Raw genomic sequence first — 24,607 nt, 5'->3', positions numbered from 1 at the left:
TTTAATGACTTGGGGGTTTTCACGCTGCGGGCCGTGTAATTGCTGTTTCACGTGAAACAGTGCCGATGAACCCGGCCTGCAAAGCTTTATGAAACACGCTAGCATCATTTGGCTTTTTACCCTGTACAGGAGAATGTAGATGAAGCTGTATTTCTCTCCCGGCGCCTGCTCGCTGTCGCCCCACATCGCATTGCTGGAGTCCGGCCTGCCTTTCACCCTGGAGTTGGCCAGCACCAAAACGCACCAACTCAAGGACGGCACCGATTTCTACACCATCAACCCCTTGGGCTATGTGCCGGTGCTGGAACTGGACAACGGCCAGCGGCTGCGCGAAGGCCCTGCCATCGTGCAATACATTGCCGATCAGGCGCCAGCCTCCAAGCTCGCACCTGCCAACGGTACCTGGGAGCGCTACCAGTTGCAGGAATGGCTGACCTTCATCGGCACGGAGATCCACAAGACCTTCTCGCCCCTCTTCAACCCCAACATGCCGGATGCCGCCAAGGAACTGTTCCGTGCGCAGATCCTCAAGCGCCTGACCTGGGTGGATTCGCAGCTCGCCGGCAAGGACTATCTGACGGGCGCCCAGTTCACTGTGGCCGATGGTTATCTGTTTACGGTATGCGGTTGGACCAAGTTCGTAGGCGTCGATGTTGCGGGTCTGACCAATCTTGGCAAGTTCCTGGAACGTGTGGGTGCCCGCCCATCCGTGCAAAAGGCGATTGCCGACGAAAAGCAATAACTGCTTTTCTTCCATCCATCGCAAAGCCTGTTTCACGTGAACAGGCTTTTTTTCTTGGGGGGCAGGCTTGTTTCTGACTTCCATCAAAAAAGATGCCCCCACGCTTGACCTTCACATCGTGTTAACTTTCAACATAAGCACATCAACAACTTCCACTGAAAGGAAACACCATGCAAAACACCTTCAACGTACAGGGCATGACCTGCGGCCACTGCGAGCGTTCCGTGACCAATGCGGTCAAGCAGCTGGACGCTGACGCCAAGGTGCAGATCGACCGTGCCCAGGGCAAGGTGGTCGTGGATTCTGTGCAGCCCGCCAATTCCATCGCGGCAGCCATTGCTGCTGAAGGCTACCAGGTGCAATGAACATGGCCCACAGCAGCGCAGCTTTACAGACATCTGGTTCGCGCAAGGCGACCGGCGCCGCATCGATTGCATGGCCCGTGTCCATCAGCAAGGCTGCGCAGCTGGCAGGTATTTCTGCCCGCATGGCGCGGCACTATGAGTCGTTGAATCTGCTGCCCCATGTGGGCCGCACCGACAGCGGCTACCGACTCTACAGCGAAGCCGATGTGCATACGCTGCGCTTCATTCGCCGCAGCCGCGATCTGGGGTTTTCCATGGAGGAGATCGAAACCCTGCTGAACCTGTGGAATGACAAGCAGCGTGCCAGCAGCTCTGTCAAGGAGATTGCGCAAAAGCACATCGAAGTGCTCAGCGAACGGATTGCTGCCATGCAGTCCATGCAGCGATCGCTGCAGCAGCTGGTACACAGTTGCCATGGCGATCACCGGCCCGACTGCCCGATCCTGGACAATCTGGCCGATCCCGCCACCGACGGTAGCTCCGGCTGCTGCCATTGAAAGCACTGCCTGCGCTGAATGGTTGCGTACCATGCGCTCATAAAAAAAGAGCATCCGTCGTGATGCTCTTTTCTCTTTTCCTGGGCAGACAGCCCGGGAAATATCACACCCTCTTTCCCCGTGCACTCACACCAGGGCCTGCGCCCTGCAGGAGTGGTTCAGGAAGGGGGAATCAGAACGGCGCAGTGGCCGGGTCTTCATCGACCGGCGCCTGCCTCGGCCCGGTATGGGCACCACCACTGGCTGCACGGCGCGCAAAATCGTTGCCAGACGCATTATTGGCCTGCGTGGCACCCATGCCCTGCCCTGCTCTTTTTTCAGCCGCTGTAGCGCTGTTTGCGCCGCCTGCGGTGCCTTTGGCGTCTCCCCGGTCACCTCGGTCAGGCAGCTGGCCCAGCTCGGTGCGGCCTTCCCCTCCCAGCGCCTGGATCAGGTCGGGAATCAGCTGGCTGAACTCGCCCGTGGCAATCGCCACATCGGCGTCAAAGCCCGCATCGTCCTGGCCCTGGCCTTCCATCACCACATCCAGCAAGGCCACCTTCTTGAGCTGCAGGCCTTCAGTCAGCACAAAGCTCACGCGGTCATCCCAGGTCATGGCCAGCTTGGTGGGCATCTTTCCCTGGTCGATGTGCTCGCGGATCTCGTCGATATCGAGCGGATGGCGCGCATAGCGCACCACGGCCTTGGACTCATCGGCGCTCTTGAGTTCGCACTCACGGTCGATGCTGAAGCCTGCCGGCGCGTCATGGCTGTGCAGCCAGCCTGCCATGGCCGCCTGCGGGCTGATCTGCGTATCGATCAGGGCCACGGCAAAGCCAGGAGATGCCTCCACCAGCATGGTCACCACCTCATCGGCCCGGCCCTGGCTGCCGGTATCCAGCACCAACAGACGCGCTTGCGGATCGATCCAGACCCACAGGCCGCCCTGCTTGGTGAAGGCCATGGGCAGCAGGTCGAGCTTGCATTCGTCCTTGAGCTCCTGCTTTTCCTTCTTGCCTGGCTTGCGGCCTTCCTTGGCCTCGATCTGGGCCAGCTTGTCACCCAGCTTGCGGTTGAGCACGCTGGCGGGCAGCATCTTGCTCTCGCTCATCAGCCGCATGATCCATTGGCCGCCCACGGATTCGACCATGGCACCGTTGTCCTCGCCGCGCGGAGGCACCCAACCCACGGATTTTTCCTGCGTCGCGCCGCACTCTTCAAACTGCTGCTTGGCCAGCGCTTCATCCAGCTGGGTCCAGTCCGGCTGCCAGGCTTCAGAGATGCGGTAGAAGATCATGTTCTTGAACATGCAATTCCTTTGTTCGGGAGACTGATCGCCTGCAAGCGCCAGCCTTGAAAAACACAAGCGGCCGTCACCAGCCGCATTCATCTGCCACCCATTGTGCCGCGAATCCGTCAGGCCCCGGCCTGCATGCGTGGGTGTGGCTCCGGGAAGCAGTACAAAGCGATTCAACTGCTATGTTTTTTGATATTCTTCCGCCCACCAGACAAGCCCTAGCGGCCATTTCTGCTGAAACGCAGCGCTGCCGAAACCTCAAACAAATTGGCAATTCTTTACACAGCCATACCAAGCAGGCACGGCACTCTTACATCTGCACGGGACACTGCATCCATCGCAGTGGCGCCGCCACCGCCCTTCCCAACAAGAAAGGAAACCACCATGTCCCTCCTGCAACGCAGCGCCATCGTGACCGCCATGCTTGCCGCCTTGTCGGTACCCGCGTTCGCACAACCCGCCCCTGCCGATGCACCGGCGGCCACCACTGCCCAAGCCGCGCCCCATGGAAAGCACCACCGCCCGGATCCACAGGCCCGCAAAGCGCGCATGGAGCAGCGCATGCAGGCGCTCAAGACCGCGCTCAAGCTCAACGCCAGCCAGGAAGGTGCGTGGAACAGCTATGTGGCAGCCTTGCAGCCCCCCATGCATGGAGAGCGCCCGGCCCATCCGGATCGCAAGGCCTTTGCTGCCATGACGACACCCGAGCGCATCGACGCCATGCAGGCCATGCACGCCAAGCGCCAGACAGCAATGGACCAACGCCACCAGGCCACCAAGACCTTCTATGCCGCACTGACGCCCGAGCAGCAAAAGACATTTGACGCCGAAACGCTGAAGATGCACGACCGCCATGGCCCTGGTGGCAAAGGCCAGCATGAGCGGCGCGGCCATCGTCAAGGTGCAAATGCAGAACAGACTGTTCCAGCAACCGACAGCAAATAGAACCACACCCTTTTCCTCTACGCAGCCAGCCCACAGGCATGGGCCTGCGAGGCACTGGAACGCCCTCTCGCCCTACGGCCGGAGGGCGTTTTTCTGCGCCAGCCATCTCCACCTGTTGCCCGGCCCGTACACCAGAGCCAACACACAGCTTCCACTGACAGGCATCTCGCTTGACAGCATGTAACATCAGCGTCATGTCATATCGAACCTTGATCTCTGTTATGGGTGCATGCGCCCTCTTCGGTGCGAGTGCAGCAGCGCATGCGCAGTTTGCCGACATGCGCCAAAGCCCCACCCTCTACCTGCAAGGTGGCCTGGCCGAGAGCAATGGACGCTCTGTGACCGTTGGCTCCACCATTCCCATGCAATGGCACACCTACTGGTGGGGCAACGCGGTCACGGCCCATTGGGATCTGAGCGTGGGCATGTGGAATGCCGAGCGCGACAACCAGGACGGCCGGCGCAACATCGCCGTCCTGGGCCTCACGCCCGTGCTGCGATTCCACAGCAAAAGCCAGTATCCCTGGTTCGTGGAAGCAGGCATCGGTGGCTATGTCTCCAACCACCTCTATGAGAATCGCGACAAGCGGTTCTCCACGGCGTTCAACTTCGGATCGCACCTGGGCCTGGGCTATTTCACCGGCATGAAGCGTGAAAACGAATGGATGCTGCGCATCGAGCACTTCTCCAACGCATCGATCAAACGGCCCAACCCTGGAGAAAACTTCATACAGCTGCGCTATGCGCGCCATTTCTAGGCACAGGGCCCCTGCCCTCAAGCCTTCCCCTCAAAACATGCCGCCAGCACTGCCTGGCGTTTTTTTTATCCGCAATCCTTTGGCATGCAGGTTCACGCCTCTTTGCCGCCTACAAACCTGTTCAAAGGCCATTCTGCCAGGCACCCTGCTGCGATCGCCCTCACAACCCGCTGCACCCCATGGGACAGCCTTCCCAGGCCTTCCAAAGCGGCCTGGGGGCCCCATAGGCGTATACACCTCGCCCGTCGGGCCTCCCGCATGCTCCGCACCAATGCAGGTCTCGCCGTGAATACCTTCCGAGCGGTTGCCGGGCCGGGCATCACATCTACCGCCCCTCCCCTTGATTGCTGGCGAAAGCCTTGTGCACGGACACATTGAACAGACCCGGATGCCCGAGAGAGAGCTTCCGGCCTTTGGACTGACCCGGAGCATAGACACATCCTATGCACAGATGTGCATGTTTGCACAGGTGCAGCACCGCTGCCAGTACCTACCGGGTATGAACACAGACGTGGTTTTCCACAGAAATGGGAATGCTTGTCAGTGCAGTGGATGAACCAAGGGCGCTATCCGCTGTGCGATTCCATCTTCCATGGATCCATAGGACCGTGAAATCTGTACTTTCCTTCTGCATTGTGAAATTTTCCGCATCTTGAAATTCTGCCAAGCTGCCTTTTTGTTTTTCTTTTAAGAGGTTTAAAAGAATAGTAGGTAGTAGTAGAAGGCGCTTCTTTTTGTGGATAACTTGCAATTCCCATTTTTTCTCAATGGCTTCTGCTTCCTTCAACCCTGTGTGTGGGCCACTGTTGCCGCTGTCACTCCAAAGTGGATAAGTCGGCTTGCAGCGCATCTTCTGTGAATAAGGCATTGCGGCCTATTTGGTTATCCACAGAAAAAGTCGGTGACGCGAAATTGCATAACTTCATGATATTACGTGAATTTTTATAGGCAAATAGATGCAGTGCCTAATTAATAATCAGGTGAGTTCGAATATAGATATGACGTGAGTACACGCTTCATTTTTTGAGGCAGATATTCCACGACGGTCCATGCTAGTTATCCACAAAAGAAATGGCTGAAAAAATGAGATGTGCCTGTGTATAAACCTATTTCTTTATGAAAATCAAACAGATAGGGGTAAGCAGGCATGTGTGTTGGCCTACCTGGAACAAAGGATAGGCCGGGATAACAATGCGCAGCCTCTCGTTGGTGTGGGTAATTCCTCTGCAGAGGAGACTTATGCACAGAAATACTCACAAAAGGCCAGAAACCGTGCCTGTGCGTGTCTCCATCGGTGAGGAGGAGGGCGCCGGATCTCCCGTTTCGATGCGGGGAAAGCTGCGCTGAAACCCCTGCAACCAGGATCCAGAACAAGTCTTCAAGGGGGTTTGGCGTGGTTTGGCCGAATACGGCATGTACACCAGGCGTGGCAGAGGGCTTTCATGTGCCCTGGGGTCGATGGCTGGAGAGCGGTGGAGCGGTTTTCGGCGAAACCACCGAACCATCGGCCTTCAGTTGCACGAACCTGCTACCAAGCCATAGCAGGTATCTGCATCGCGTGTGGAACGGGATCTGGCCACAAGGAACCACGGAGCCTGATTGGCCAACCTCGTTATTGCCTCTCATCCGCCCATCGACTGCACAACTCTGCGCCATTGGTCGGTGGCCCATTTCGCAGCGAAATGCTGCACAAACCAGGGCCATCGGTATGCGCTGGCTATGCAGGGATGCGTGCTTGCGCGCATTCTCATCACCGTTTTTTTCGAATTCGGCAATTCAGACAGAAGCCCGGAAAGGGATTTTTTGGAAAATTTAATTCAAAAAAATTGAATCCGTATGGAATTCTCGTGCAATTCTGGATGAACAGACTAGAGGCATCAGCAGCCGGTGAATGATTAAAAAACAAGCACATCTTACCAGTGAATGTGCCTGATTCATGCACAGTTTATACCAAATAAGTCAGTGGATAACTTTTGCCATCAAAAAATTCCGTAGTGAAGCATACAGGCTATCTTAAGTTTATTCACAATGAAATCACAATAGTTTCAGAATGAAGTTCTGCATTTCAGCAGAAGTCTTGTAGAAGTTATCCACAAAGCATGAGTGATTGCAATGCCTGCATCACTTATGCACAATTCTCTAACTTCGAATGGGAATGGGTGACCGGATTGCTTCTTTGGCACATGGCGGATCAGTTCTATCCACAGAATTTATGTAAATTCTCTATGTATACCAATGATATAAAAAGATATCAACAAAAAAAATTGATAAGAGTGATGAAAGATTCAGAGCATCATGTTGTGCACATGCCATTGAATTTAAAAGAAGATTTTAGTGGATAACATTCTTCTCAATAGCAATGAAAAAATGACATGCTTCATGTCGAAGCCGAAAAATAAGAGAAGTTAAGAGATACTTCATGAGTTTTTGCAGAAATTCATAGGTATCATGCATCTGTTGATAACATCGAGAGGATCCGATGTTTACGTGTCGAATTGTTGATAAGTTGATAACCTGTTATTAAATAGATATTTTTGGCAATGGATAGGACTTGACCTGCTCCGGCGCGCTTGCGGGCCCGGGACACGCGGCATCCGTGGGCAGCAGGCAGGCGCCGTAGCCCATGGAGGCTTGCGGATGCATGCTTGCCGACTCGGATGGGCATGAGCGCTGGTCGGCCGAAGATGCCCTGGGCGTGTGATCGGCGGGCCCATGGCCGGGTGGAATGGTGTCTACCGGTGCAGCGGGCTGGTTGCCCGAGACCGGGCCCGCTTCACGGCACGGGCATAGGGCGCAATGGCATGAACAGGGCAGACGGCTCTTAAAAAGGGCTTGCCCTGTCAGTGAATGGAACCGCGCCGACGGCTGCCAGATACGGGGGCAGGGCGGCATCGGTCTTCAGTGCCTGCAGGAAATGCCGTCAATCCCTGGGGTGCAGGTTCTGTCCTTGTCACGGGGTGTTTGCAAGTAGGCCACCCATGACGGAAACCCGCGGTGGCGGTGGATCACCTGCTGCCTGTCGCAGCGTTGCCAGTTCGCGGGCAACAAAAAAGCACCGCTGCGCGGTGCTTTTGCTGGATGCAGGAATGGGAAGACTGGAATCAGGCTTCGCTGTCCAGTTCGTTGCCGGAGCGGATGGTGTCGCGGTTGCTCTTGTCGCGCATCTTGGCGATGTCGGTGTCCAGCGCGCGGTGCAATTTTTCAAGGGCAGCGTTGAATGCTTCCGCCACTTTCTCGGCTTCCGCATTCACAGCCAGGGGCTGGCGGCCGGTGGCGCGGGTTTCCATCACGCAGCGCTTGCCTTTGCCGCCGTTTTTCAGCGCATCCACATCGGTCAGGTAGACCTCGACGCGTGTCACGTATTCGCGAAAACGTGAAAGCTTGTCCTGTACTTCGGTTTGCGCCCATTGCGCCAGGGATTCACCGCCTTGGACATTGTCGCCAGCGTGCACTTGAACTTGCATAGATGTGCTCCTTTCTCGAACCTGCCGGGCCCCCGCCCGGCCATTGCAACGGGGTGGCGCAATGGCGATGCATTGCTACACCAGGTTGCGTACCATCGTAGCGCGCAAATGTGGAGCGCTGACCGTATACCCCAGCTTATCGGTAAAAGCCCTGAGAAATATCAATCGTCCTACAGAGGGGCCGGAGACGTCTGGCGCTCGGGCGGCCGGCCAAAATGCGCCGCCGGCAGCCGATAGAGCACATGGGGGCGCAGGGGATGGCCCGCAGGCAGGGCTGGGTGGTCAAAATCGCCAGCGCTGTCGCGCTCCATGCCCAGCCGCTGCATCACCGCCTGCGACGGGGTGTTGGTTTGCGTGGTGAAGGCGACAATTTCGGCCAGTTGCAGTGGGCCAAACCCGATGGTGAGTGCCGCGCGCGCGGCTTCCGTGGCAAAACCCTGGTGCCAGGCGTGCTGTGCAAGACGCCAGGCGATTTCCACACAGGGCGAAAACGGCAGGTCGGGCTGCGGCACATGCAGGCCGACAAAGCCGATGAACTGCTGATCGGCCAGACGCTCCACTGCCCATATACCCCAGCCGCGCTCGGCGATCAGTGCCTCGCATTTGTCTGCCATGGCATCACTTTGTGCGCGCGTCAGCGGGGCCGGAAAATAGCGCATCACTTCCGGGTCGGCGACCATTGCAGCGAATGCATCGCGGTCCCGCGCATGCCACTGGCGCAGTTGCAGGCGGGGGGTGCGGGGTTCGATCAGCGCAGTGGGCATGGTTTTGCTATCCAAAAAAGAGCGGCTGGCGCACAAAGGATGCCCACCAGCCGCTTGTTTGCTTCAGGTGCAGGGGCGCCTGCACCGGATGTCAGCGCCCCCGACGGCTTCAATGGTGGTGGCCATGCGCGCCATGCACGTGGCGGTGGGCAATTTCTTCTGCGCTGGCGGCGCGCACATCGATCACCTTGCCGCTAAAGCGCAGTGCAAGCCCGGCCAGTGGGTGGTTGCCATCCAGGTGAACCTCGGGGCCTTTGATCTTCTTGACGTAATAGACATGGGGTTCGCCCTTGTCGTTGGCGCCCTGCAGTTGGCCGCCCACCTTCACCCCGGGGGGGAACTCTGCCTTGGGGATGGTACGCACCAGGCTTTCATCGCGGGCGCCAAAGGCATCTTCCACAGCCAGATCGACGGTGGTGCTAAAGCCTGCGGACTGGCCCTCAAAAGCGGCTTCCACCTTGGGGAAGATGTTTTCATAGCCGCCGTGCAGGTAGGCCAGGTTGCCACTGTCCAGCGGCTTGCCCTTGTCGTCGGTCACTTTGTACTGGATGGTGACGGCGCTGTCTTTGGTGATGTTCATGGTTGTGTCATGCAGTCTGGCAAAACTGCAAGTGTAGAGGCTGGTGCGAAGCCTTGCACAAAGCAGCACTGCGCGGCCCGTTTCCGCAGGTTGCGGCCATGATCGCCATCAAGAATCTGAGATCCGGCGATACGGCTGCGGCAGCGATGGTCCCCATGCCTGTATGTACTTGTGCAAAGGGCCTGCGCTCCTACGACTGGAGCACCCCGGACGGCGCAGCATGGCCCGGCGATATCTGTTTTCCATCGAAAGGACGTGAACAATGGCTCAGCAACTCGCAGGCAAGGTGGCGTACGTGACAGGCGCCGCCAGTGGCATTGGCAAGGCAATCGCGGATCTGTATGCACAGGAGGGTGCCAAGGTGGTGATTGCAGACCTGAAGCAGGAGGCGGCCGATACCGCAGCCCAGGATATCCAAAGCAGGGGTGGCACGGCAATGGGCGTGGCGGTGGATGTGACGCAGGAGGCGCAGGTCGACGCCTCGGTGGAGGCGGCGGTCCGCGCCTATGGCGGCATCGACATCCTGGTGAGCAATGCAGGGATCCAGATCGTCAAGCCGGTGCAGGATTTTTCGCTGGGCGAATGGCAGAAGATGCTGGCGATCCAGCTGGATGGCGCCTTCCTCACCACGCGCGCCTGCATCAAGCACATGTATGCGCAGGGGCGGGGCGGCAGCATCATCTACACCGGCTCGGTGCATTCCAAGGAGGCCTCGCGGCTGAAAGCGCCGTATGTCACGGCCAAGCACGGGCTCGAAGGCCTGGCCAAGGTGGTGGCGAAAGAGGGCGGGCCGCAGGGGGTGCGGGCCAACGTCATCTGCCCGGGCTATGTGCGCACGCCCCTGGTGGACAAGCAGATTCCGGAGCAGGCCCGGGAGCTGGGAATTTCCGAAGAGGAAGTGATCAAGAACGTGATGCTGAAGGAGACGGTGGACGGTGAGTTCACCACGCTGGAAGATGTCGCGCGCGTGGCGCTGTTTTTTGCCGCCTTCCCGACCAATGCGCTGACCGGCCAGTCGATGGTGGTGAGCCACGGCTGGTTCATGCAGTAACCCGGCAAATGGCTGGATCGCAACAGGGCGCAAGGCGCCCTGTTTTCCATGCCTCCATGTGTTGATGAGCGGGCCGCTTCGGGGCCCGCAGCGGTGTGGCCGCCAAAGAGCCCGCTGCCATGGCTTTTATGGCCAAACGTAAAGCCTTCGCGCTGCCGTTGCAACTGCATGGGCGGGCATTACAGGGTGTGCACTGCCAAAACAGTGGCGAAAAACGCCTTTGGTGCACAGAGGTAAAGCGCAGGCAGCTATCAAAACAAGAGTAATGGCGGGCAGACGCCTTTTTGCCTGCCTGTTACAGCGCCTGCGACAGTATTGGCACAGGGAGCTACCGTACCACTGCTCCTGCCCGACAATGTGCGATTCGCTTGCGGGCATGCGAGATTGAAGCACCCCGGCAAGCCTTGTTCTGCAGACGAGATACCCAGGCGATGCCTCTTTTTTCCGCACTCAAAAATACGGCCATCCGCGTGGCCCATGCCCTTGCTCCCCAAGCTGCCCGCTTGCGCGCCTGGGTGGCTTCCCGCAGCAAGAAGCAATGGCTGATGGCCGTACTGGCCCTGCCGGTGGCCCTGCTGCTGTACGTGCTGCTCCTGATACCGCTGACGCCGTCGATCAGCGATATCCAAAAAGCCAAGGTGGAGGCGCCCACGCAGCTGATGTCGGCAGACGGGAAGGTGCTGGCGCAGTACAAGCGGTCCAACCGCGAATGGGTGGCGCTCAAGGACATTTCGCCCAACGTCATCAACGCGCTCATCTCCACCGAAGACCACCGTTTCTACGAGCACGGGGCGCTGGATTGGCGCCGCACCTTCGGCTCGGTCATCCACACGGCCATGGGGCGGCCGCAGGGCGGATCGACGATCACCCAGCAGCTGGCGCGCAACATGTTCCCCGAGGAGATCGGCCGCGCGCGCTCGCTCAACCGCAAGCTCAAAGAGGCGGTGACCGCCTACAAGATCGAATCGGCCTACACCAAGGACGAGATCCTGGAGACCTACCTGAACACGGTGCCGTTTCTCTACAACGCGTTCGGTATCGAGATGGCGGCCCGCACCTACTTTGACAAACCGGCCAGCAAGCTCAGCGTGATCGAGGCGGCAACCCTGGTGGGCATGCTCAAGGGCACCAGCTACTACAACCCGGTCAGCAACCCCGAGCGTGCCGTATCGCGCCGCAACACCGTGCTGGCGCAGATGCACAAGCACGACAAGCTGGGCGACAAGGATTTCGAGGCGCTGAAAAAGCGCCCCATCCAGCTCGACTTCGAGCGCCAGGACGAAGCCGTTGGCATGGCGCCGCATTTTGCCCAGGCACTGCGCAAATGGCTCATCGACTGGGCCGACGCCAACGACTACAACCTCTATGCCGACGGTTTGGTGGTGCAGACCACCATCGACTCACGCATCCAGCAATGGGCCAACCAAGCGGTTGCCCGCCATGGCCGCCAGTTGCAGGTGACGGCCAACGGGCTGTGGACCCCGCGTGCGGCCTTTTCGGCCAAGAATCCGCTGGTGCAAAGCTTTGTGCGCGAAAGCAAGGCCTACCGCCAGGCGGTGGAGGGCGGAGAGGACAAGGACGAGGCCTTGAAGCGCCTGCTGGCCGACGCCGACTTCATGGCTGACCTGCGGCAGGACAAGGTGCGCGTACAGGCCGGGTTCATGGCCATGGACCCGCGCAACGCCCACGTGCTGGCCTGGGTGGGCAGCCGCGACTTTGCCATCGACCCGTTTGACCATGTCTCCCAGGCGCGCCGCCAGCCGGGCTCCACCTTCAAGCCCTTTGTGTATGGCGCGGCCTTGCTCAATGGCGCCGTGCCCAGCGACCAATTGATGGACGAAGCGGTGGACATCACCTTGCCCGGCGGCCAGCACTGGCGCCCCACCGATGGTGGCCCGCCCTCCAACCAGCCGATGACGCTGGCCGATGGCCTCGCCTATTCCAAGAACACCATCACCGCGCAGGTGATGGCCAAGGTCGGCCCCGCCAAGGTAGCCAAGCTGGCCCGCGCGCTGGGTGTGCGCGACAGCAAGCTTGACGAGGTGATGTCGCTGGCGCTGGGCACCAGCCCCGTGACTCTGCAGGAAATGGTGACCAGCTATGCCACGCTGGCCAACGGCGGTGGCTACAGGGCCCCCGTCATGGTCACCCGCATCACCAACCGCGAAGGCAAGGTGCTGGCCGAGTTCGAACCTCAGCCGACCGAGCTGGCACTCGACAGCGGCGTGACCTACGCGCTGGTGGACATGATGCGCGGCGTCATCAGCAAAGGCACCGGCAGGGGCGTGGCGCGCTATGGCGTAACAGGTGACTGGGCTGGCAAGACCGGCACCACCCAGGACAACGCCGATGGCTGGTTCATGCTCATGCATTCCGACCTCGTGGCCGGAGCCTGGGTCGGCTTCAACGACAGCCGCGTCACCTTGAACGACTACTGGGGCCAGGGCGCGCACAGCGCACTGCCCATCGTGGCCGACATTGCCGCTGCCGCGCAGCGCACCAAACTGGTCGATGCCGCTGGCCACTTTGAGCAGCCCGCCGAGAACAACACCTTTGTACAGCGCCTGCGCAGCTGGATGCTGGGCTTTGGCACCAGCAAGGAGCCGGTGGATCCCTTCGAGCAGCCCCCCGCCGTGCAAGGCCCCGCAAGCAACGGTGGCGACCGTCGTCCGCCTGTAATGGACGACCCCGAAGCGCGCCCCATTGGCACGCCTGCCCAGCCCGACTACGGCACCCGTGGCCCGAGCGGCGAAGGCGATTACCCCGCCTTCAACGGCGAAGTGATGCAGCCCCAGGCGCCGCGCCCCAATGATCCGGTGCGCCCCCAACCGGGTGTGGTGGTACCCGGGCCGGGCGCGGCGGGCGGCAGTGACGGCGCACAGGCGGCTCCCGCTCCTTCGCTTGGCGGCACGGCCTCTGCCCCGCGTGGCAACCCACCGCCCATCGAACGCGGCGTGGTCGTGTCTCCCGTCAACTCCGGGGTGCCTGCGCAGCAGCCTTCGGCAGGCGGCGATGTGGTGTGGCGCCGCGCCACGCCAGCTTCGGCACAACCGCTTCCCCAATCCCAGACGGGTGAAGCCGGTATTTCGGCGGGAGAAGTGGTTCGCTAGGGCGTCTGCGGAGGCATTTGCCGGGGTGATGGCGCATCGCTAGGTGTCTTGCGCCCGGCGCCGGGGTTACGCCCCTGGCGTGAGGTTCTCTGCCTATTCCTCGATCACCTCATGCACGCCCTGGCTGCCGCGCTTCCAGTAGGCGGCCGCCTTGGTCCATTTGGGGTGGGCAGCGTACTGGGTGATAAGGGCATGGCGCAGCGTTTTGGCAGCCGCTGACTCCAGTGCCACCCAGCAGTAATAGTCACCCGCAGGGGCATTCAGCTGCGACAGGGTTTGCAAAATACCTTCCGCGTCGCCCGCAGGGCGGCCATTGCGGTGCACCCAGTGAATCTGCGCCTGGGCCGCACTGGGCAGCTCCTGCTCGTCGGCGGCGCTGTCCACTTCCACCACCGCAACCACGCGCGTGCCTGCGGGCAGCTCCTGCAGGCGGCGGGCAATGGCGGGCAGGGCGGTGTCGTCGCCAATCAGCAGGTGGCCGTCAAACGCAGCAGGAATGATGAAGGAGCCGCGCGGCCCGGCAATGCCCAATTGCTGGCCAGGGCTGGCCTGCAGCGCCCACGCAGTGGCGGGGCCTGCCTCGTGCACGGCAAAGTCGATGGACAGCTGCTGGGTATCCGCGTCATACGAATGCGGCGTGTAATCGCGCATCGAGGCGCGCAACGCTGGGGGCAGGCCATCGGATTCCATGGGCGGCACTTGCAGCTGGCCGCTGGCATCGGGAAAAAGCAGCTTCACATGGTCATCAAACCCTTGGCTCGCAAATCTGGCCAGATCGCTGCCCTGGAGGGTGATGCGCAGCATGTGCGGCGTGATGCGACGAACGGATTGCACCGTGGTGCGACGCAGTTGAATGTCATGGCGCACGCGCTGCGGCGCGCGGGCAGCCAGCAGTTCGGCAGAAGGTGGGGTAGGCAGGCTCAGTTGCAAGGTCATGGACAGCTCATTGGGTAATTAAGATATATCTTAATAATAAATGAGAATTATTATTGTCTTCGGACAAGCCGTTTCACCCCCATGAGAAGAATGGTCATGGCGTCATTTTTCGCAGAGGGATTCGCCTCCCCCGCTATGAGGCGAAGTCGAAAGATTCATGGCAGGAACACCCCGTGAGGTGACATATGCCACTCCGCATCCGTTTGGCATCTTGGTTGAGGCAGAACCTGCAATGGAGACGGGTCAAGGCCAGATTCCTATTCCAATTCCCGCGCTTTGTTGCATAGAGGCTGCGGTGCGAACACCTACTTGATAAAGCGCAATGACGACCTGTAAATAGTTTTAAACAATTGTTTAAGAAAGTTGACTTTCCAAAAGCTATTTTAAAATCAGAGGAGAGGGCAATGCCCGAAGGCCAGACCACCCCTATCAGCGCCATTCTTGATTGGATTGGCCAAAGAAGCGAACGATTCATACGCCTGTGGGTTTTGCAGCTTCTGGCAATTGCCATTGCGCTTTACGCATGCTTTCCCTCCCCTACATTTGCACAAGCCACCGGAAGCCAGCGCTACACCTTGTATATCGATACGGATGGTGGCGCAAATAGCGGCACTACCGGCTGCTCTGCCACGGTTCAAGATGCCTCGGGCTCCCAAAGCCTCTCCGGTATCGACTACCAGGTCCATATCGACACCACCCAGGACACTGCGGGCGCAACCGTTAACGCAGTTACCCTTGCCACCTGCAGCAACAATGCCTGGGGCAGCCCCGCTCCGGTAGAGTCCGGCGCCCGCAAGCTCGCCAGCACAACAGCTGCAGGAAAAATCACCGAGCACATTGAGGCGGCCATTCCCATGGCGCAACTGGGCGTCAAGCCAGGCCAGTACCTGACGCTCAACGTGGGTGCTTCGGGCGATTACCTCATCAGCCCTGTCAGCGGGCAGGGGAATGGCTCCATCGGTCTCACGGTTCCAAACCCTCAAGCCAGCAGCGCCACGCCAGTGCCACTGATGAGCGCAGCACTCATTGCTGCACTTGCCGCCGCCATGGCTGTAGCTGGCTGGTGGGGCATCAAAACAGGCCGCATCAAAGGCAACGCCGTTGTGGCGATCTGCACCATCGTACTGGCATCTTCTGCCTTGGTCACCGGCGTTGTCAGCGCGGCCAATGCACTCTCCAAACTCAGCATCCACGACACCAGCATTGCGGACTGGGCCGGTATATCGGCACTCGCCACTGACCCCGAAGGTGACAATGTTCTCAACACCCCGGATCTGATGGCCCTCTACGGCGCGATCAGCGATGGACAGCTGTTCATCCGAATCGACGCCAATGCAGGGCGCACGGATGGCGGCGGGCCTGTGGTCTCCGGTAACCGTGACCTGTCTCCATTTGAGAAAGCCTCCGACCTGCCACGCTTTGTGAGCGTTCCCGGCTTGACCGCGCAAGTCAATGCTGATTGGAAGTACCAGGTTCGGGCTGTGGACAGCCAAGGATCGCCCGTCGCTGTTGAAGTTGTCGGTGCCAGTACCCCTGCAGGTGTCACGATCTCGGGGGCGGCGCCTGAACAAATGGTACGTTGGGCACCTTCCACCACAGGTATGCACCGCATTACCCTGCTTGCGCGAGACGGGAATGGCAAGACACAAACCCAGCAGTTTCTCTTGGGGGTCAATGACGACGGCAAGCTTCCGCCAGACCCCAAGACTCGCGCCACGCCACTTCCGCCCAATGTGCTGACATCTTTTAAAGACAGCACCAAGTTCCTCTATGACGATACAGACCCCATTCAAAAGGACGTCGCTGCAGGAACCATAGACCCCATCCGGGCAGCGGTCCTACGCGGCAGGATATTGGACAAGAATGGCAACCCACTGGCTGGGGCGACCATCAAAATCCAGGGCCATCCAGAGTACGGCCATACGCAAACCCGCGTTGATGGCTGGTTTGACATGGCGGTCAAGGGTGGTGGGTGGCTCACCGTGCATGTTGAAAAGACGGGCTATCTCTCTGCACAGCGCAAAGTGAACACGCCGTGGCGTGATTTGGCCTTTGCCGATGATGTGGTGCTCATCCCCTTTGATAACCAGTACAGCCAGATTGACCTCACCCGTAACGAGCTGCAGACCTATTGGGGAGGGGAGAACACGGACTACCGAGGCGCACGTCGCACGACCATCGTCTTTCCCGCAGGCACCAAGGCCGTGGCAGAAATGGCGGATGGCTCAACCCAGAATCTGGAGCAGCTCACTGTCCGCGTTTCTGAATACACCATTGGTGAAAACGGCCCACAAACCATGCCGGGCGAATTGCCCACCACCGTGGGTTATACCTGGGCCGCCAACTTCTCTGCAGATGAGGCACAGGCGCTTGGCGCCAAGCATGTCCGCTTCAACCAGCCGGTCTATACATACACCAATAACTTCATTCAAGCCCCTGTCGGTACAGCGGTTCCGGCGGGCTGGTATGACTTTGAGCGTACGGCGTGGATTGGCTCGGATAACGGACGCGTAGTTCAAATCCTGTCCATTGATGCTGGCCAGGCAGTACTTCGAATCACCGAGGCTGATCGTGCCGCCACCAGCGCCGAACTTGCGCAGCTTGGCATTACTGCAGAAGAGCTGAAAGCGCTTGCACAGATGTATCCCGCGGGCACACAACTGTGGCGTACTCCCATGACACATTTCACGCCATGGGATTGCAACTGGCCCTGGGGCCCTCCACCTGATGCGCCACCTCCGCCTGACGACGAGCCTCCAAGTGATGGCCCTCCAGGAGATGGCCCTCCAGGAGATGGCCCTCCGCCTAATACTCCGCCTGACAACAATCCGCCAGATCCGAATAATCCGGACAATGAAGAGCCGCCTCTTGGATTGAAGGAGGACATCGAATGCGGATGTGACATCTACGTCAATCAACGCGTCGTGGGGCAATCTGTTCCTTTTCATGGAACACCTCTGGATCTGTATTACCGGAGTGACAAGCGCCTTGACATTGGGCAACCCGTTGTTGCTCCAACCAAGATTAGAACGCGCATTAAATCGGCTGCGTGGGTGCCGAATTCTGCGTTGCGCTATGCACAGACGGATTTTTCTTTTGCAGGCCGCAGGATCGTCAGAGCAAGGAGTGCTGCGGAGTTTGCCTCTACCCCACAGTTTGACGAAAGCAGTTGGGATGGAAAAGATATATATGGTCGTCGAGTTACCGGCGGGGTAGCTACTCTGCGATCCTTGGTGAAATATGGTTATGCGGCGGTGTACTACAGCAGTCCTGCAGACTTCGCTCGCGCATTTGATACTGCTAGATCTGCATCTAGTGTTTCGTTCTCTCGAGGAGGCGGACAAGATCCGACCATTGAGATCCAGAGCACCAGGGCGGTGAGATCGATCAAGGCTCCTCCTGAAAATAGTTTTGATGTATCTCAGGCAAACATGGGAGGCTGGTCTTTGCGAGGACTGCGGCTGTACGACCCAGACAAGCAGATACTGCATGAAGCTGGGGGGGCAGTTGCAGGCTGCATCCAAGATGGCTGTGGCTGTTCAGTCGGTATCGGATACCAAATTACCCTACAGCTCGCAGCTGAGGCTGTTGAGTGATGGAGGCATTCTGATGTCAGAAGGGCATCGGGTATTGATGCAGCACGATTTGAACAACGCATCATCGCCGCCCAGTGTATTCGCGGGGCAGAGCGAGGCAGGGTACTCTGGCGATGGCGGCCCTGCTATTGATGCCAAATTCAACTCCGTTGGCGCGACCGCTGAGGCAGCGGACGGCAGCATTTACATTGCAGATATTGGCAATCGTCGGTTGCGACGCGTTTCACCAAACGGAATCATCAACACCATTGCGGGTAATGGAGGCAGTGATGTCAGCCTACCATTGGGTGTACCTGTGCGGGCAGTGGACGCGGCGATCACAGTCCGGTCCATGGCTCCACTGCCAGATATGAGTGTGCTGCTGACAACCGGATTGGGTGAACTCGCGCGGCTGACACCTAGCGGGATGTTGATTCGCCTGGATGTGTCGGGTCCTGCCAAGGTTGTTGGATCAACCAATGGGCAAGCATGGGTCTTGGTAACAGCTAACCCGAGTATCAATGTCTATCGATATACCCAAGCGGGGGCACTGGAGTATGTGGCCGTACGCCCTTCATATCTGAATGCAGCATCTGGGCCAACCTCCAATTTGCTCATGCAGATGGATGACGAAATCTCAACTCTTGATCCAAATGGGAAAATCCGCCTCATCTCCAAAAGAGATGCCTCTAGCGGTAATTTTTTCTCAAATTTGATTGGCTTCAATCAGGATTTTGGCGTAATTGGTATGGACTACCAAGGGCGAATTGGAAGGCTATCTGCGGGGATGCCATATTTAGGCCAGGGAGTGTATCGAGTCGGTAAACCAGATGGTAAGGGCTATGAGATTTTCGACGCCGATGGACGTCCATTAACTTATAACAGTGCGTTTACTGGAGAGGCTTTGGCGAAATACCAATATAACGCTCAGGGCTATCTGACATCTGTCACTGATGGCTTTGGCAATGCAGCCGCCTGGCAGCGCGACGGCAATGATCGTGTGACCAAAGTCATCGGCATGGATGGGCAAGAAACGCTCTTGACCTACAACAACCAGGGGCAGTTGGCGAGCGTTACGGAGCCTGGGGGCGCTACCCACAAGATGGTCTATAACGGACAAGGATTGCTGACTGAGTACCACGACCCATTGGGCGGGGTAGATCGATACAGCTACGATGGCACTGGAAAATTGGTTTCCAATAATGCGCCAGATGGGAGCGGATGGCAGCTTACGCGCGATAATAAAACCAACACCATTACTGCAACCACAGCAGAGGGTAGAAGCAAGTCTGTCAAGCAACTGGCTCAAGGCAGTTCGATAGAAAAGACCTCCGTTGGATTTAATGGAGACCAGACTTCATTTAAGGGGAATTTCTCTACTGGGATTTCTATTCGAAAACTATCCAACGGAACATCTATTGAGGGAAGCAGTTACTCCGACTACCAGTTTGGCTCGGTGGCTTCGACGACTAGTTACACCATTAAAAATGGAAACTTGTTTAACAGTTTTTCAGAGCGGCGCGCAGGCAACTGGAGCGACCGCAATTTCACGAGCTGGATCTCAGCCAGCACACAGAATAACACTTCGTGGGTGACTCGGTTTGAAAATCAGAGTTACGGCCCTCGTTTAACATCCATCAGCCCCGCAGGCGATCGCACCTTTGCAGATTTAAACGAATTGATGCAACCAGTTCGAATAACAGATCCATTTGGTGCCGATTTCAATTTTAAATATAACCAAAAGGGGCGACTGCAGGAAATCAACAGCTACGCCTATAACGAGCCCACCCGTACCACAAAATGGCAATACCACCCCAATGGTAGTAATGGCGGGGGCCAGGTATCGCAAATGACCAATGCCTTGGGTCAAACCACACAGTACAGCTACGATGCAGCAGGCCGGGCAAGCCGGGTCACACTGCCCGATGGTCGCAGTGCGGCTTACGATTACGACGCCATGGGCAATCTGACGCAACTGGTCACCCCTTCGGGCTCCAGCCACCGCTTTGGTTATACGGCGGCTCAGCAACTGGCCAACTACAACGCCCCTGATACCAGCACAACCTGGACGTACAACCGCGACAGACAACCCACGCAAATCCGCAGGCCGGGCGGCCAAACCATCACCTTTGGGTATGACGCCGCTGCGCGGTTGTCCACCATCGGCAGTGATGCTGGCTCTACCGCCGTTCAATACGACACAGTGGGCCAATTGGCCAGCCAGGAGGCGAATGGGACACGCCTGACCTACCTGCGTACCGATTCGGCTTTGACCGGCTTTGAGTGGAGTGGCGGCCTCAATGCGCGCTACGCCACCAGCATAGACAGCTATGGCAAACCTACCCAGATCAGCCTGAGTGCTGGAGCGGCAGCACCTGTTACCGTGCCTGTGACTTATGACGCGGCAAACCGGCTCAGAAAAATGGGTCCCTTGTTCATCGCTTATGCCAACGATAAAGGCCCGGTAGCGGGCGCCTATTTGGGCAATTACGCCAGCAACCTCTACTACAACGCCTTTGGTGAGGTGGTAGGCATGGGGTATACCGGCAATGCCCCCTCAACCCCCGAAGACGATGCCACCCGCGTATTGCTGCTGCAAAAAATACGCAGCCTTTCTGGCGAATTGCTGGCAGAAATCTCCCGGCGTGATACTTGCCGTCTGCGTGGCTGGCCCATATACACCTCGTTTTACGGAGGTGAGGTGTGGGAATGGGTCTGGACCTATGACACTCCAGGGCTTGATGCCGCCAAGCGCAATGAGTTGATTGCAACCTATGGCGCAGCGCAACCCCGCAACCCTGATTACTGCCTGGAGGTGGTTCGCAGTCGGCTTGCCGATATCGAGACGCAAGCGTCGAGAACCGATGCTGACTACAGCTGGGCAAGCGGCGCCAAAGACCAAACCATTGCGCTGCGCACGACGACAGCTTCGGGGGCGGTAGCAGTATCTGCACTTGGCAACAATCGTCCAGATGCAGGTGTAATTACTGATAGCAGCAGCTACAACACTGCGGCGGTCACGGGTCTGTATGCTGAAGTGCTGCAGCTGCTTGATGACCTCCAGCAAGCCAACTACCGCTATGCCTTCCCTGCCAAATTCAGCTACGAGCGAGATCTGCTGGGCCGTATTGCCAAACAGCAAGAGCGTGTTCTTGGTGCTGAACGCACGCACAGCTACGTGTACGACAGCGCTGGGCGCCTTACTACGCATACCGCAGAAGAAGGCGGTGGTGGCACAACCACTACCGCATGGGGCTATGACGCCAATGGCAATCGCACCCATGAAAACGGCACCCTCATTGCCACCTACGACGGTGAAGACCGGCTGCAAACCTGGAAGGGCAACACCTACCAGTACAACGCAGCAGGTGATCTGCAGGCCAAGACCACGGCAGCAGGAGCGACGAGCTACCAATACGACAGTTTGGGCAACCTTCGCAGCGTGGGCCTGCCTGGCGGAGTCAATATCACCTATGTGATCGATCCGCAAAACCGCCGCATCGGCAAGCAAAAGAACGGTGTCATGCAATATGGGCTGATCTACCAAAACCAACTCAGCCCTATTGCGCAGACGGGGCCGGATGGCACCATTCGCAGCGTGTTTCTGTATGGAGAAAGAACAAACGCCCCATCGGGCATGCTCAAGGATGGCAAAACCTACCGGATCATCACCGATCACCTGGGCAGCGTGCGCATGGTCATTGACACCGCAACGGGTGAAGTCAAGCAGCAGCTGAGCTATGACGTCTGGGGCAACGTGACGGAAGACACCAACCCCAGCTTCCAGCCATTTGGGTTTGCAGGGGGGCTGTACGACCCAGATACGGGCCTGACGCGGTTCGGGGCTCGGGATTACGATGCAGAGACGGGGAGATGGACTGCGAAGGACCCGATTCTGTTTGAGGGTGGGGATACGAATCTGTATGGGTATGTGTTGCAAGATCCGGTGAATTATTTTGATCCACTTGGTCTATTGCAAGGAATTCCATTAGAGGAAGTTCGCATCTTGTCACCCAAACCACAGCCATCTGTAAGCGATCCGTGTGTTCAAGATTATCTGAATAGCAATTATGGAAACACCCTTGCAAAAATAATAAATTTTGGAAATCTACAACAATATGCCCCCAAGGCTAATCCGGAGGCATATCACGCGATTGGAGAGGGGATGAAGATTGGGACAGAGAAAATTGTTATTGCAAAGGGCCCTGGTGTAGCAGGGCAGGCCCTTATGAAAGCTAACCCAGGAAATCTATCAATAGGGTATGGCGTTGGGTCAAAGCTCGTTGGTTTTTCCAGTGTGGTTTCAGGAACTGCTGAAGTAGCGGGATCATTCTTAATGCCATTTGGTTCTGTGGCAATGTATCAAGCAAGAAGTTCTTGTTCATGCAGAAAATAAAAGCCAATTTAGTAGGGATTGGAATACTTACCTTATTAGCAATACTAATTTACGAATTTACCCCAATCAATGAATTTGGTTGTGTATTTTATGCCTTTCTATACATTGCATGGGTATTTTGTGCTTTTTTTATATGGAATCACAAGAAATCCCCTGAAAGCCCTATGCAATGGTTTTTGTTAACTGTAAATTCAATTCTGATTGCTACTGCGTGGTTAATTATTTCAAAAATCACGACGCATCTTTTTTTTATGAATTCCAGCCTGGAGCTTTCAAAGTTTTTTGATAATGCAGTACTGCTGGCAATAGCCCCTGGCTTTACGTGTATTGCATTTTCGGGTTGGGTTCGTGCATTTTTTATCCGCAGAAAAAATCAATTTAATAGAGAGTGACCCACTTGAACTATGGTCTGTGACCTCTGGAGGCTATGCAGGCCTGGGCGGACAGATTACTTTCGGAAATGCCAATGGAAACAGGATTGCAACCGTGCGAGTTGGTTTCGGTGCAGGAGGTGGATTCAGCTACAACCCATCGGGAGGGCTACCTGGTGAAGCGCCGATAGACCCCTTTAAGGGATGCGTTGTTGATGCTTGCAGTGCGAAAGCTAGTTTCAATGCTGGTCCACTACAGGCAAGTGCAGAAGGTGGGGGCGCGCGCAACTTTAATAATGACACATCTTCATGGCTCTCCCCGTTTGCTGGAAGTAGCCGCTTTAGCAACGGGTGGTTAGATGGTGGCTCGATCTGGGGCCTCAACACAAATGCGAACGTCGGTGCGCAGATCACCATTTATTCTGGCAAGAAATGAACTCTGAAAAGCGTCATCAAATTGAATGGTTTACGGGGCTTGCCTTCTTCATCGCCTTTATCGCCGCGCATTTTATGTTCGGCATAAAAGCAGCGGTGAAAGTGCTTGGTGTTGCTTGCATTGCAACTGGTCTATTGTGGATGTGTCGACGGTCAGTACCGGTGGGAACTGAAGGAAGAGAACCATCTTTTTATCTTAATGGCTGGGGAGCAATGCTAGCTGGCTTGCTAATACTTGTAGTCGGCATGATGCTGCTGGCCTATTCAGGAATAGCTGTATGCCTACTCGATTGGGGTGGGAGCGCTGGATGTTAATGAATTTGATTGCAATACACAAGGCTGCAATGCGCAAGGGTGGGTGGGTGTTTTCAGCAAGCATCGACCCAATAGTTTTCGCTTTGAAGCGCCACTCATCTAGTCGAAGCAGTCATTTTTATAATTTGTAGTTACCAATTTTTAATCTGGCTTATGCACCATAAAGGTTGGGATGTGCTGAAACATGATTTTTATTTTCAAAATTGGTTGAACATCGTTGGGCGCCGAAGATTTAAACTAGATAATTGCACCATTATGGATAATGAGTAATATGAAGGCTCGATTCCAAACAGGATATAAGCCATCAGGATGTCCTGGCTGTGGCCATATGTACATAGCTTTATATAGAAAATCGCATTCAGTATGCCCTGCATGCCACGCTGATGTATACACTGATATACGGGCAATAAGAATAATTGAAGCTTGTCTGGTCGCACCCATTTTTTGGATTTTCGGAACTGCTTTGCGCTTAGCGTTGAATGATGCTACGGGAATTATCTCATATGCGTTGCTCATTCCTCCTGCTTGGCTGCTTGATGTATGGATTGCTCGTCGATTTGTTACGCCCAGAATTTCTAAAAATGAAAATGCTTAGTGCATAGAGAGCGGCGAACTGATCTTGATTTTTTGGTAATTCAATTTCATGAAGGGCTCTGCCATCCTGCAACGACTCTGACTTAGCTCAGGCTCAAGCTCAGGATTAAGGCATAGAGATGAAAAGAGTGGCTGCAAAGACTTGTATTCGGAAGAAGATGTAGATGAATGACCCTGACTTTATACTTTCCATTATTGGCTTTTTCTTTGCATTGTTTTTAAATTTCTATGTAGAATATATTGTGAGATTGATGAAGAAAGAGGATTTATCATTGTGGATGAAATTTCGTAATTTTTCTATATTTTCAAATGATAATTTGAAAAATGTCCCGAAATTCTGGAAGATGGTTTTCTGTGGTAAAGTTGAAAATGAGAAAATCAAATCATCTTTGTCTATATTGAAATATTCAACCATTATTTATATAATTTATCT

The 24,607-nt window shown here is 56.6% G+C and carries 19 protein-coding genes; 13 read left to right on the top strand and 6 right to left on the bottom strand.

Translation table 11 applies throughout. The features are described from left to right. The first annotated feature begins 139 nt into the window (after nucleotides 1-139). From gstA to cueR, 3 genes are all read left to right on the top strand, one after another. The gene (gene gstA / locus ACH2DG_RS09320; protein ID WP_395025678.1) at nucleotides 140-742 is read left to right on the top strand and encodes a glutathione transferase GstA; all 603 of its coding nucleotides are present in this window, start codon (nucleotides 140-142) and stop codon (nucleotides 740-742) included. A 170-nt stretch (nucleotides 743-912) separates the two neighbouring features. After that, nucleotides 913-1,107 carry a heavy-metal-associated domain-containing protein gene (locus ACH2DG_RS09315; protein ID WP_395025676.1) on the top strand — a complete coding sequence of 65 codons (195 nt, stop codon included), beginning with the start codon at nucleotides 913-915 and terminating at the stop codon, nucleotides 1,105-1,107. A gap of 2 nt (nucleotides 1,108-1,109) precedes the next feature. Beyond that, nucleotides 1,110-1,604, top strand: coding sequence for a Cu(I)-responsive transcriptional regulator (gene cueR, locus ACH2DG_RS09310; RefSeq protein ID WP_395025674.1), 495 nt, complete (start codon nucleotides 1,110-1,112; stop codon nucleotides 1,602-1,604). A gap of 172 nt (nucleotides 1,605-1,776) precedes the next feature. Here the strand turns inward: cueR and ACH2DG_RS09305 are convergent, their stop codons facing one another. Continuing rightward, nucleotides 1,777-2,892, bottom strand: coding sequence for a recombination-associated protein RdgC (locus ACH2DG_RS09305; RefSeq protein ID WP_395025673.1), 1,116 nt, complete (start codon nucleotides 2,890-2,892; stop codon nucleotides 1,777-1,779). 372 nt (nucleotides 2,893-3,264) lie between these two features. Between ACH2DG_RS09305 and ACH2DG_RS09300 the strand changes: the two genes are divergently transcribed. Next, the gene (locus tag ACH2DG_RS09300) at nucleotides 3,265-3,825 is read left to right on the top strand and encodes a Spy/CpxP family protein refolding chaperone (RefSeq protein ID WP_395025672.1); all 561 of its coding nucleotides are present in this window, start codon (nucleotides 3,265-3,267) and stop codon (nucleotides 3,823-3,825) included. Nucleotides 3,826-4,103: 278 nt separating this feature from the next. Beyond that, entirely contained in the window at nucleotides 4,104-4,583 is a 480-nt protein-coding gene (locus tag ACH2DG_RS09295) for an acyloxyacyl hydrolase (protein WP_395025671.1), read from the top strand. A 490-nt stretch (nucleotides 4,584-5,073) separates the two neighbouring features. On the opposite strand, the gene ACH2DG_RS09290 is transcribed toward ACH2DG_RS09295, so the two are convergent. After that, nucleotides 5,074-5,451, bottom strand: a complete 378-nt coding sequence (locus tag ACH2DG_RS09290) for a hypothetical protein (protein WP_395025669.1) — start codon at nucleotides 5,449-5,451, stop codon at nucleotides 5,074-5,076. Between the two features lie 731 nt (nucleotides 5,452-6,182). Between ACH2DG_RS09290 and ACH2DG_RS09285 the strand changes: the two genes are divergently transcribed. Further along, nucleotides 6,183-6,413 carry a hypothetical protein gene (locus tag ACH2DG_RS09285; protein WP_395025667.1) on the top strand — a complete coding sequence of 77 codons (231 nt, stop codon included), beginning with the start codon at nucleotides 6,183-6,185 and terminating at the stop codon, nucleotides 6,411-6,413. Between the two features lie 1,271 nt (nucleotides 6,414-7,684). On the opposite strand, the gene ACH2DG_RS09280 is transcribed toward ACH2DG_RS09285, so the two are convergent. The 3 genes from ACH2DG_RS09280 to ACH2DG_RS09270 all read right to left on the bottom strand — a co-directional run bounded on the left by ACH2DG_RS09280 (nucleotide 7,685) and on the right by ACH2DG_RS09270 (nucleotide 9,391). After that, nucleotides 7,685-8,047 (bottom strand): HPF/RaiA family ribosome-associated protein, encoded by a 363-nt coding sequence (locus tag ACH2DG_RS09280; RefSeq protein ID WP_395025666.1) that lies wholly within the window; start codon nucleotides 8,045-8,047, stop codon nucleotides 7,685-7,687. Nucleotides 8,048-8,217: 170 nt separating this feature from the next. Further along, nucleotides 8,218-8,811, bottom strand: coding sequence for a GNAT family N-acetyltransferase (locus ACH2DG_RS09275; protein WP_395025665.1), 594 nt, complete (start codon nucleotides 8,809-8,811; stop codon nucleotides 8,218-8,220). A gap of 109 nt (nucleotides 8,812-8,920) precedes the next feature. Continuing rightward, nucleotides 8,921-9,391, bottom strand: coding sequence for a peptidylprolyl isomerase (locus ACH2DG_RS09270; RefSeq protein ID WP_395025663.1), 471 nt, complete (start codon nucleotides 9,389-9,391; stop codon nucleotides 8,921-8,923). Nucleotides 9,392-9,653: 262 nt separating this feature from the next. On the opposite strand from ACH2DG_RS09270, the gene ACH2DG_RS09265 reads away from it, so the two are divergent. Both ACH2DG_RS09265 and ACH2DG_RS09260 read left to right on the top strand, forming a co-directional pair. Next, complete coding sequence (locus tag ACH2DG_RS09265) at nucleotides 9,654-10,442, top strand: 3-hydroxybutyrate dehydrogenase (protein WP_395025661.1); 789 nt, start codon at nucleotides 9,654-9,656, stop codon at nucleotides 10,440-10,442. A gap of 431 nt (nucleotides 10,443-10,873) precedes the next feature. Beyond that, nucleotides 10,874-13,552, top strand: coding sequence for a transglycosylase domain-containing protein (locus ACH2DG_RS09260; RefSeq protein WP_395025660.1), 2,679 nt, complete (start codon nucleotides 10,874-10,876; stop codon nucleotides 13,550-13,552). A 93-nt stretch (nucleotides 13,553-13,645) separates the two neighbouring features. Here ACH2DG_RS09260 and ACH2DG_RS09255 read toward each other — a convergent pair whose 3' ends face one another. Continuing rightward, a complete protein-coding gene (locus tag ACH2DG_RS09255; protein WP_395025659.1) occupies nucleotides 13,646-14,488 on the bottom strand; it encodes a siderophore-interacting protein in 843 nt (280 codons plus the stop codon). A 404-nt stretch (nucleotides 14,489-14,892) separates the two neighbouring features. Here ACH2DG_RS09255 and ACH2DG_RS09250 point away from each other — a divergent pair, with 404 nt between their 5' ends. From ACH2DG_RS09250 to ACH2DG_RS09230, 5 genes are read left to right on the top strand one after another with little or no spacing between them, the layout of a single operon-like run. Next, on the top strand, nucleotides 14,893-18,084 hold the full coding sequence (locus ACH2DG_RS09250; protein WP_395025657.1) for a carboxypeptidase regulatory-like domain-containing protein: 3,192 nt from the start codon (nucleotides 14,893-14,895) through the stop codon (nucleotides 18,082-18,084). Then, the gene (locus tag ACH2DG_RS09245) at nucleotides 17,978-22,459 is read left to right on the top strand and encodes an RHS repeat-associated core domain-containing protein (RefSeq protein WP_395025656.1); all 4,482 of its coding nucleotides are present in this window, start codon (nucleotides 17,978-17,980) and stop codon (nucleotides 22,457-22,459) included. The genes ACH2DG_RS09250 and ACH2DG_RS09245 overlap by 107 nt, the downstream gene beginning before the upstream one ends. After that, nucleotides 22,447-22,851 (top strand): hypothetical protein, encoded by a 405-nt coding sequence (locus ACH2DG_RS09240; protein ID WP_395025654.1) that lies wholly within the window; start codon nucleotides 22,447-22,449, stop codon nucleotides 22,849-22,851. The genes ACH2DG_RS09245 and ACH2DG_RS09240 overlap by 13 nt, the downstream gene beginning before the upstream one ends. Beyond that, on the top strand, nucleotides 22,808-23,266 hold the full coding sequence (locus ACH2DG_RS09235) for a hypothetical protein (protein ID WP_395025652.1): 459 nt from the start codon (nucleotides 22,808-22,810) through the stop codon (nucleotides 23,264-23,266). Before ACH2DG_RS09240 ends, ACH2DG_RS09235 begins: the two co-directional genes overlap by 44 nt. Beyond that, nucleotides 23,263-23,580, top strand: a complete 318-nt coding sequence (locus ACH2DG_RS09230; protein WP_395025651.1) for a hypothetical protein — start codon at nucleotides 23,263-23,265, stop codon at nucleotides 23,578-23,580. Before ACH2DG_RS09235 ends, ACH2DG_RS09230 begins: the two co-directional genes overlap by 4 nt. Nucleotides 23,581-24,607 lie beyond the last annotated feature (1,027 nt).

Origin of the sequence: Comamonas odontotermitis (assembly GCF_040396735.1) — a bacterium.
Taxonomy (GTDB): Bacteria; Pseudomonadota; Gammaproteobacteria; order Burkholderiales; family Burkholderiaceae_C; genus Comamonas; species Comamonas odontotermitis_C.
The sequence above is the reverse complement of the archived record's forward strand: the minus strand, read 5'-3'. Positions and strand labels throughout refer to the sequence as shown.

What these genes read in the sequence shown, in the direction of transcription:
- gstA (WP_395025678.1), top strand. Translation starts at nt 140, where the DNA reads ATGAAGCTGTATTTCTCTCCCGGCGCCTGCTCGCTGTCGCCCCACATC.
- ACH2DG_RS09315 (WP_395025676.1), top strand. Translation starts at nt 913, where the DNA reads ATGCAAAACACCTTCAACGTACAGGGCATGACCTGCGGCCACTGCGAG.
- cueR (WP_395025674.1), top strand. Translation starts at nt 1,110, where the DNA reads ATGGCCCACAGCAGCGCAGCTTTACAGACATCTGGTTCGCGCAAGGCG.
- ACH2DG_RS09305 (WP_395025673.1), bottom strand. Translation starts at nt 2,892, where the DNA reads ATGTTCAAGAACATGATCTTCTACCGCATCTCTGAAGCCTGGCAGCCG.
- ACH2DG_RS09300 (WP_395025672.1), top strand. Translation starts at nt 3,265, where the DNA reads ATGTCCCTCCTGCAACGCAGCGCCATCGTGACCGCCATGCTTGCCGCC.
- ACH2DG_RS09295 (WP_395025671.1), top strand. Translation starts at nt 4,104, where the DNA reads ATGCGCCAAAGCCCCACCCTCTACCTGCAAGGTGGCCTGGCCGAGAGC.
- ACH2DG_RS09290 (WP_395025669.1), bottom strand. Translation starts at nt 5,451, where the DNA reads ATGCCTTATTCACAGAAGATGCGCTGCAAGCCGACTTATCCACTTTGG.
- ACH2DG_RS09280 (WP_395025666.1), bottom strand. Translation starts at nt 8,047, where the DNA reads ATGCAAGTTCAAGTGCACGCTGGCGACAATGTCCAAGGCGGTGAATCC.
- ACH2DG_RS09275 (WP_395025665.1), bottom strand. Translation starts at nt 8,811, where the DNA reads ATGCCCACTGCGCTGATCGAACCCCGCACCCCCCGCCTGCAACTGCGC.
- ACH2DG_RS09270 (WP_395025663.1), bottom strand. Translation starts at nt 9,391, where the DNA reads ATGAACATCACCAAAGACAGCGCCGTCACCATCCAGTACAAAGTGACC.
- ACH2DG_RS09265 (WP_395025661.1), top strand. Translation starts at nt 9,654, where the DNA reads ATGGCTCAGCAACTCGCAGGCAAGGTGGCGTACGTGACAGGCGCCGCC.
- ACH2DG_RS09260 (WP_395025660.1), top strand. Translation starts at nt 10,874, where the DNA reads ATGCCTCTTTTTTCCGCACTCAAAAATACGGCCATCCGCGTGGCCCAT.
- ACH2DG_RS09255 (WP_395025659.1), bottom strand. Translation starts at nt 14,488, where the DNA reads ATGACCTTGCAACTGAGCCTGCCTACCCCACCTTCTGCCGAACTGCTG.
- ACH2DG_RS09250 (WP_395025657.1), top strand. Translation starts at nt 14,893, where the DNA reads ATGCCCGAAGGCCAGACCACCCCTATCAGCGCCATTCTTGATTGGATT.
- ACH2DG_RS09245 (WP_395025656.1), top strand. Translation starts at nt 17,978, where the DNA reads ATGAAGCTGGGGGGGCAGTTGCAGGCTGCATCCAAGATGGCTGTGGCT.
- ACH2DG_RS09240 (WP_395025654.1), top strand. Translation starts at nt 22,447, where the DNA reads ATGCAGAAAATAAAAGCCAATTTAGTAGGGATTGGAATACTTACCTTA.
- ACH2DG_RS09230 (WP_395025651.1), top strand. Translation starts at nt 23,263, where the DNA reads ATGAACTCTGAAAAGCGTCATCAAATTGAATGGTTTACGGGGCTTGCC.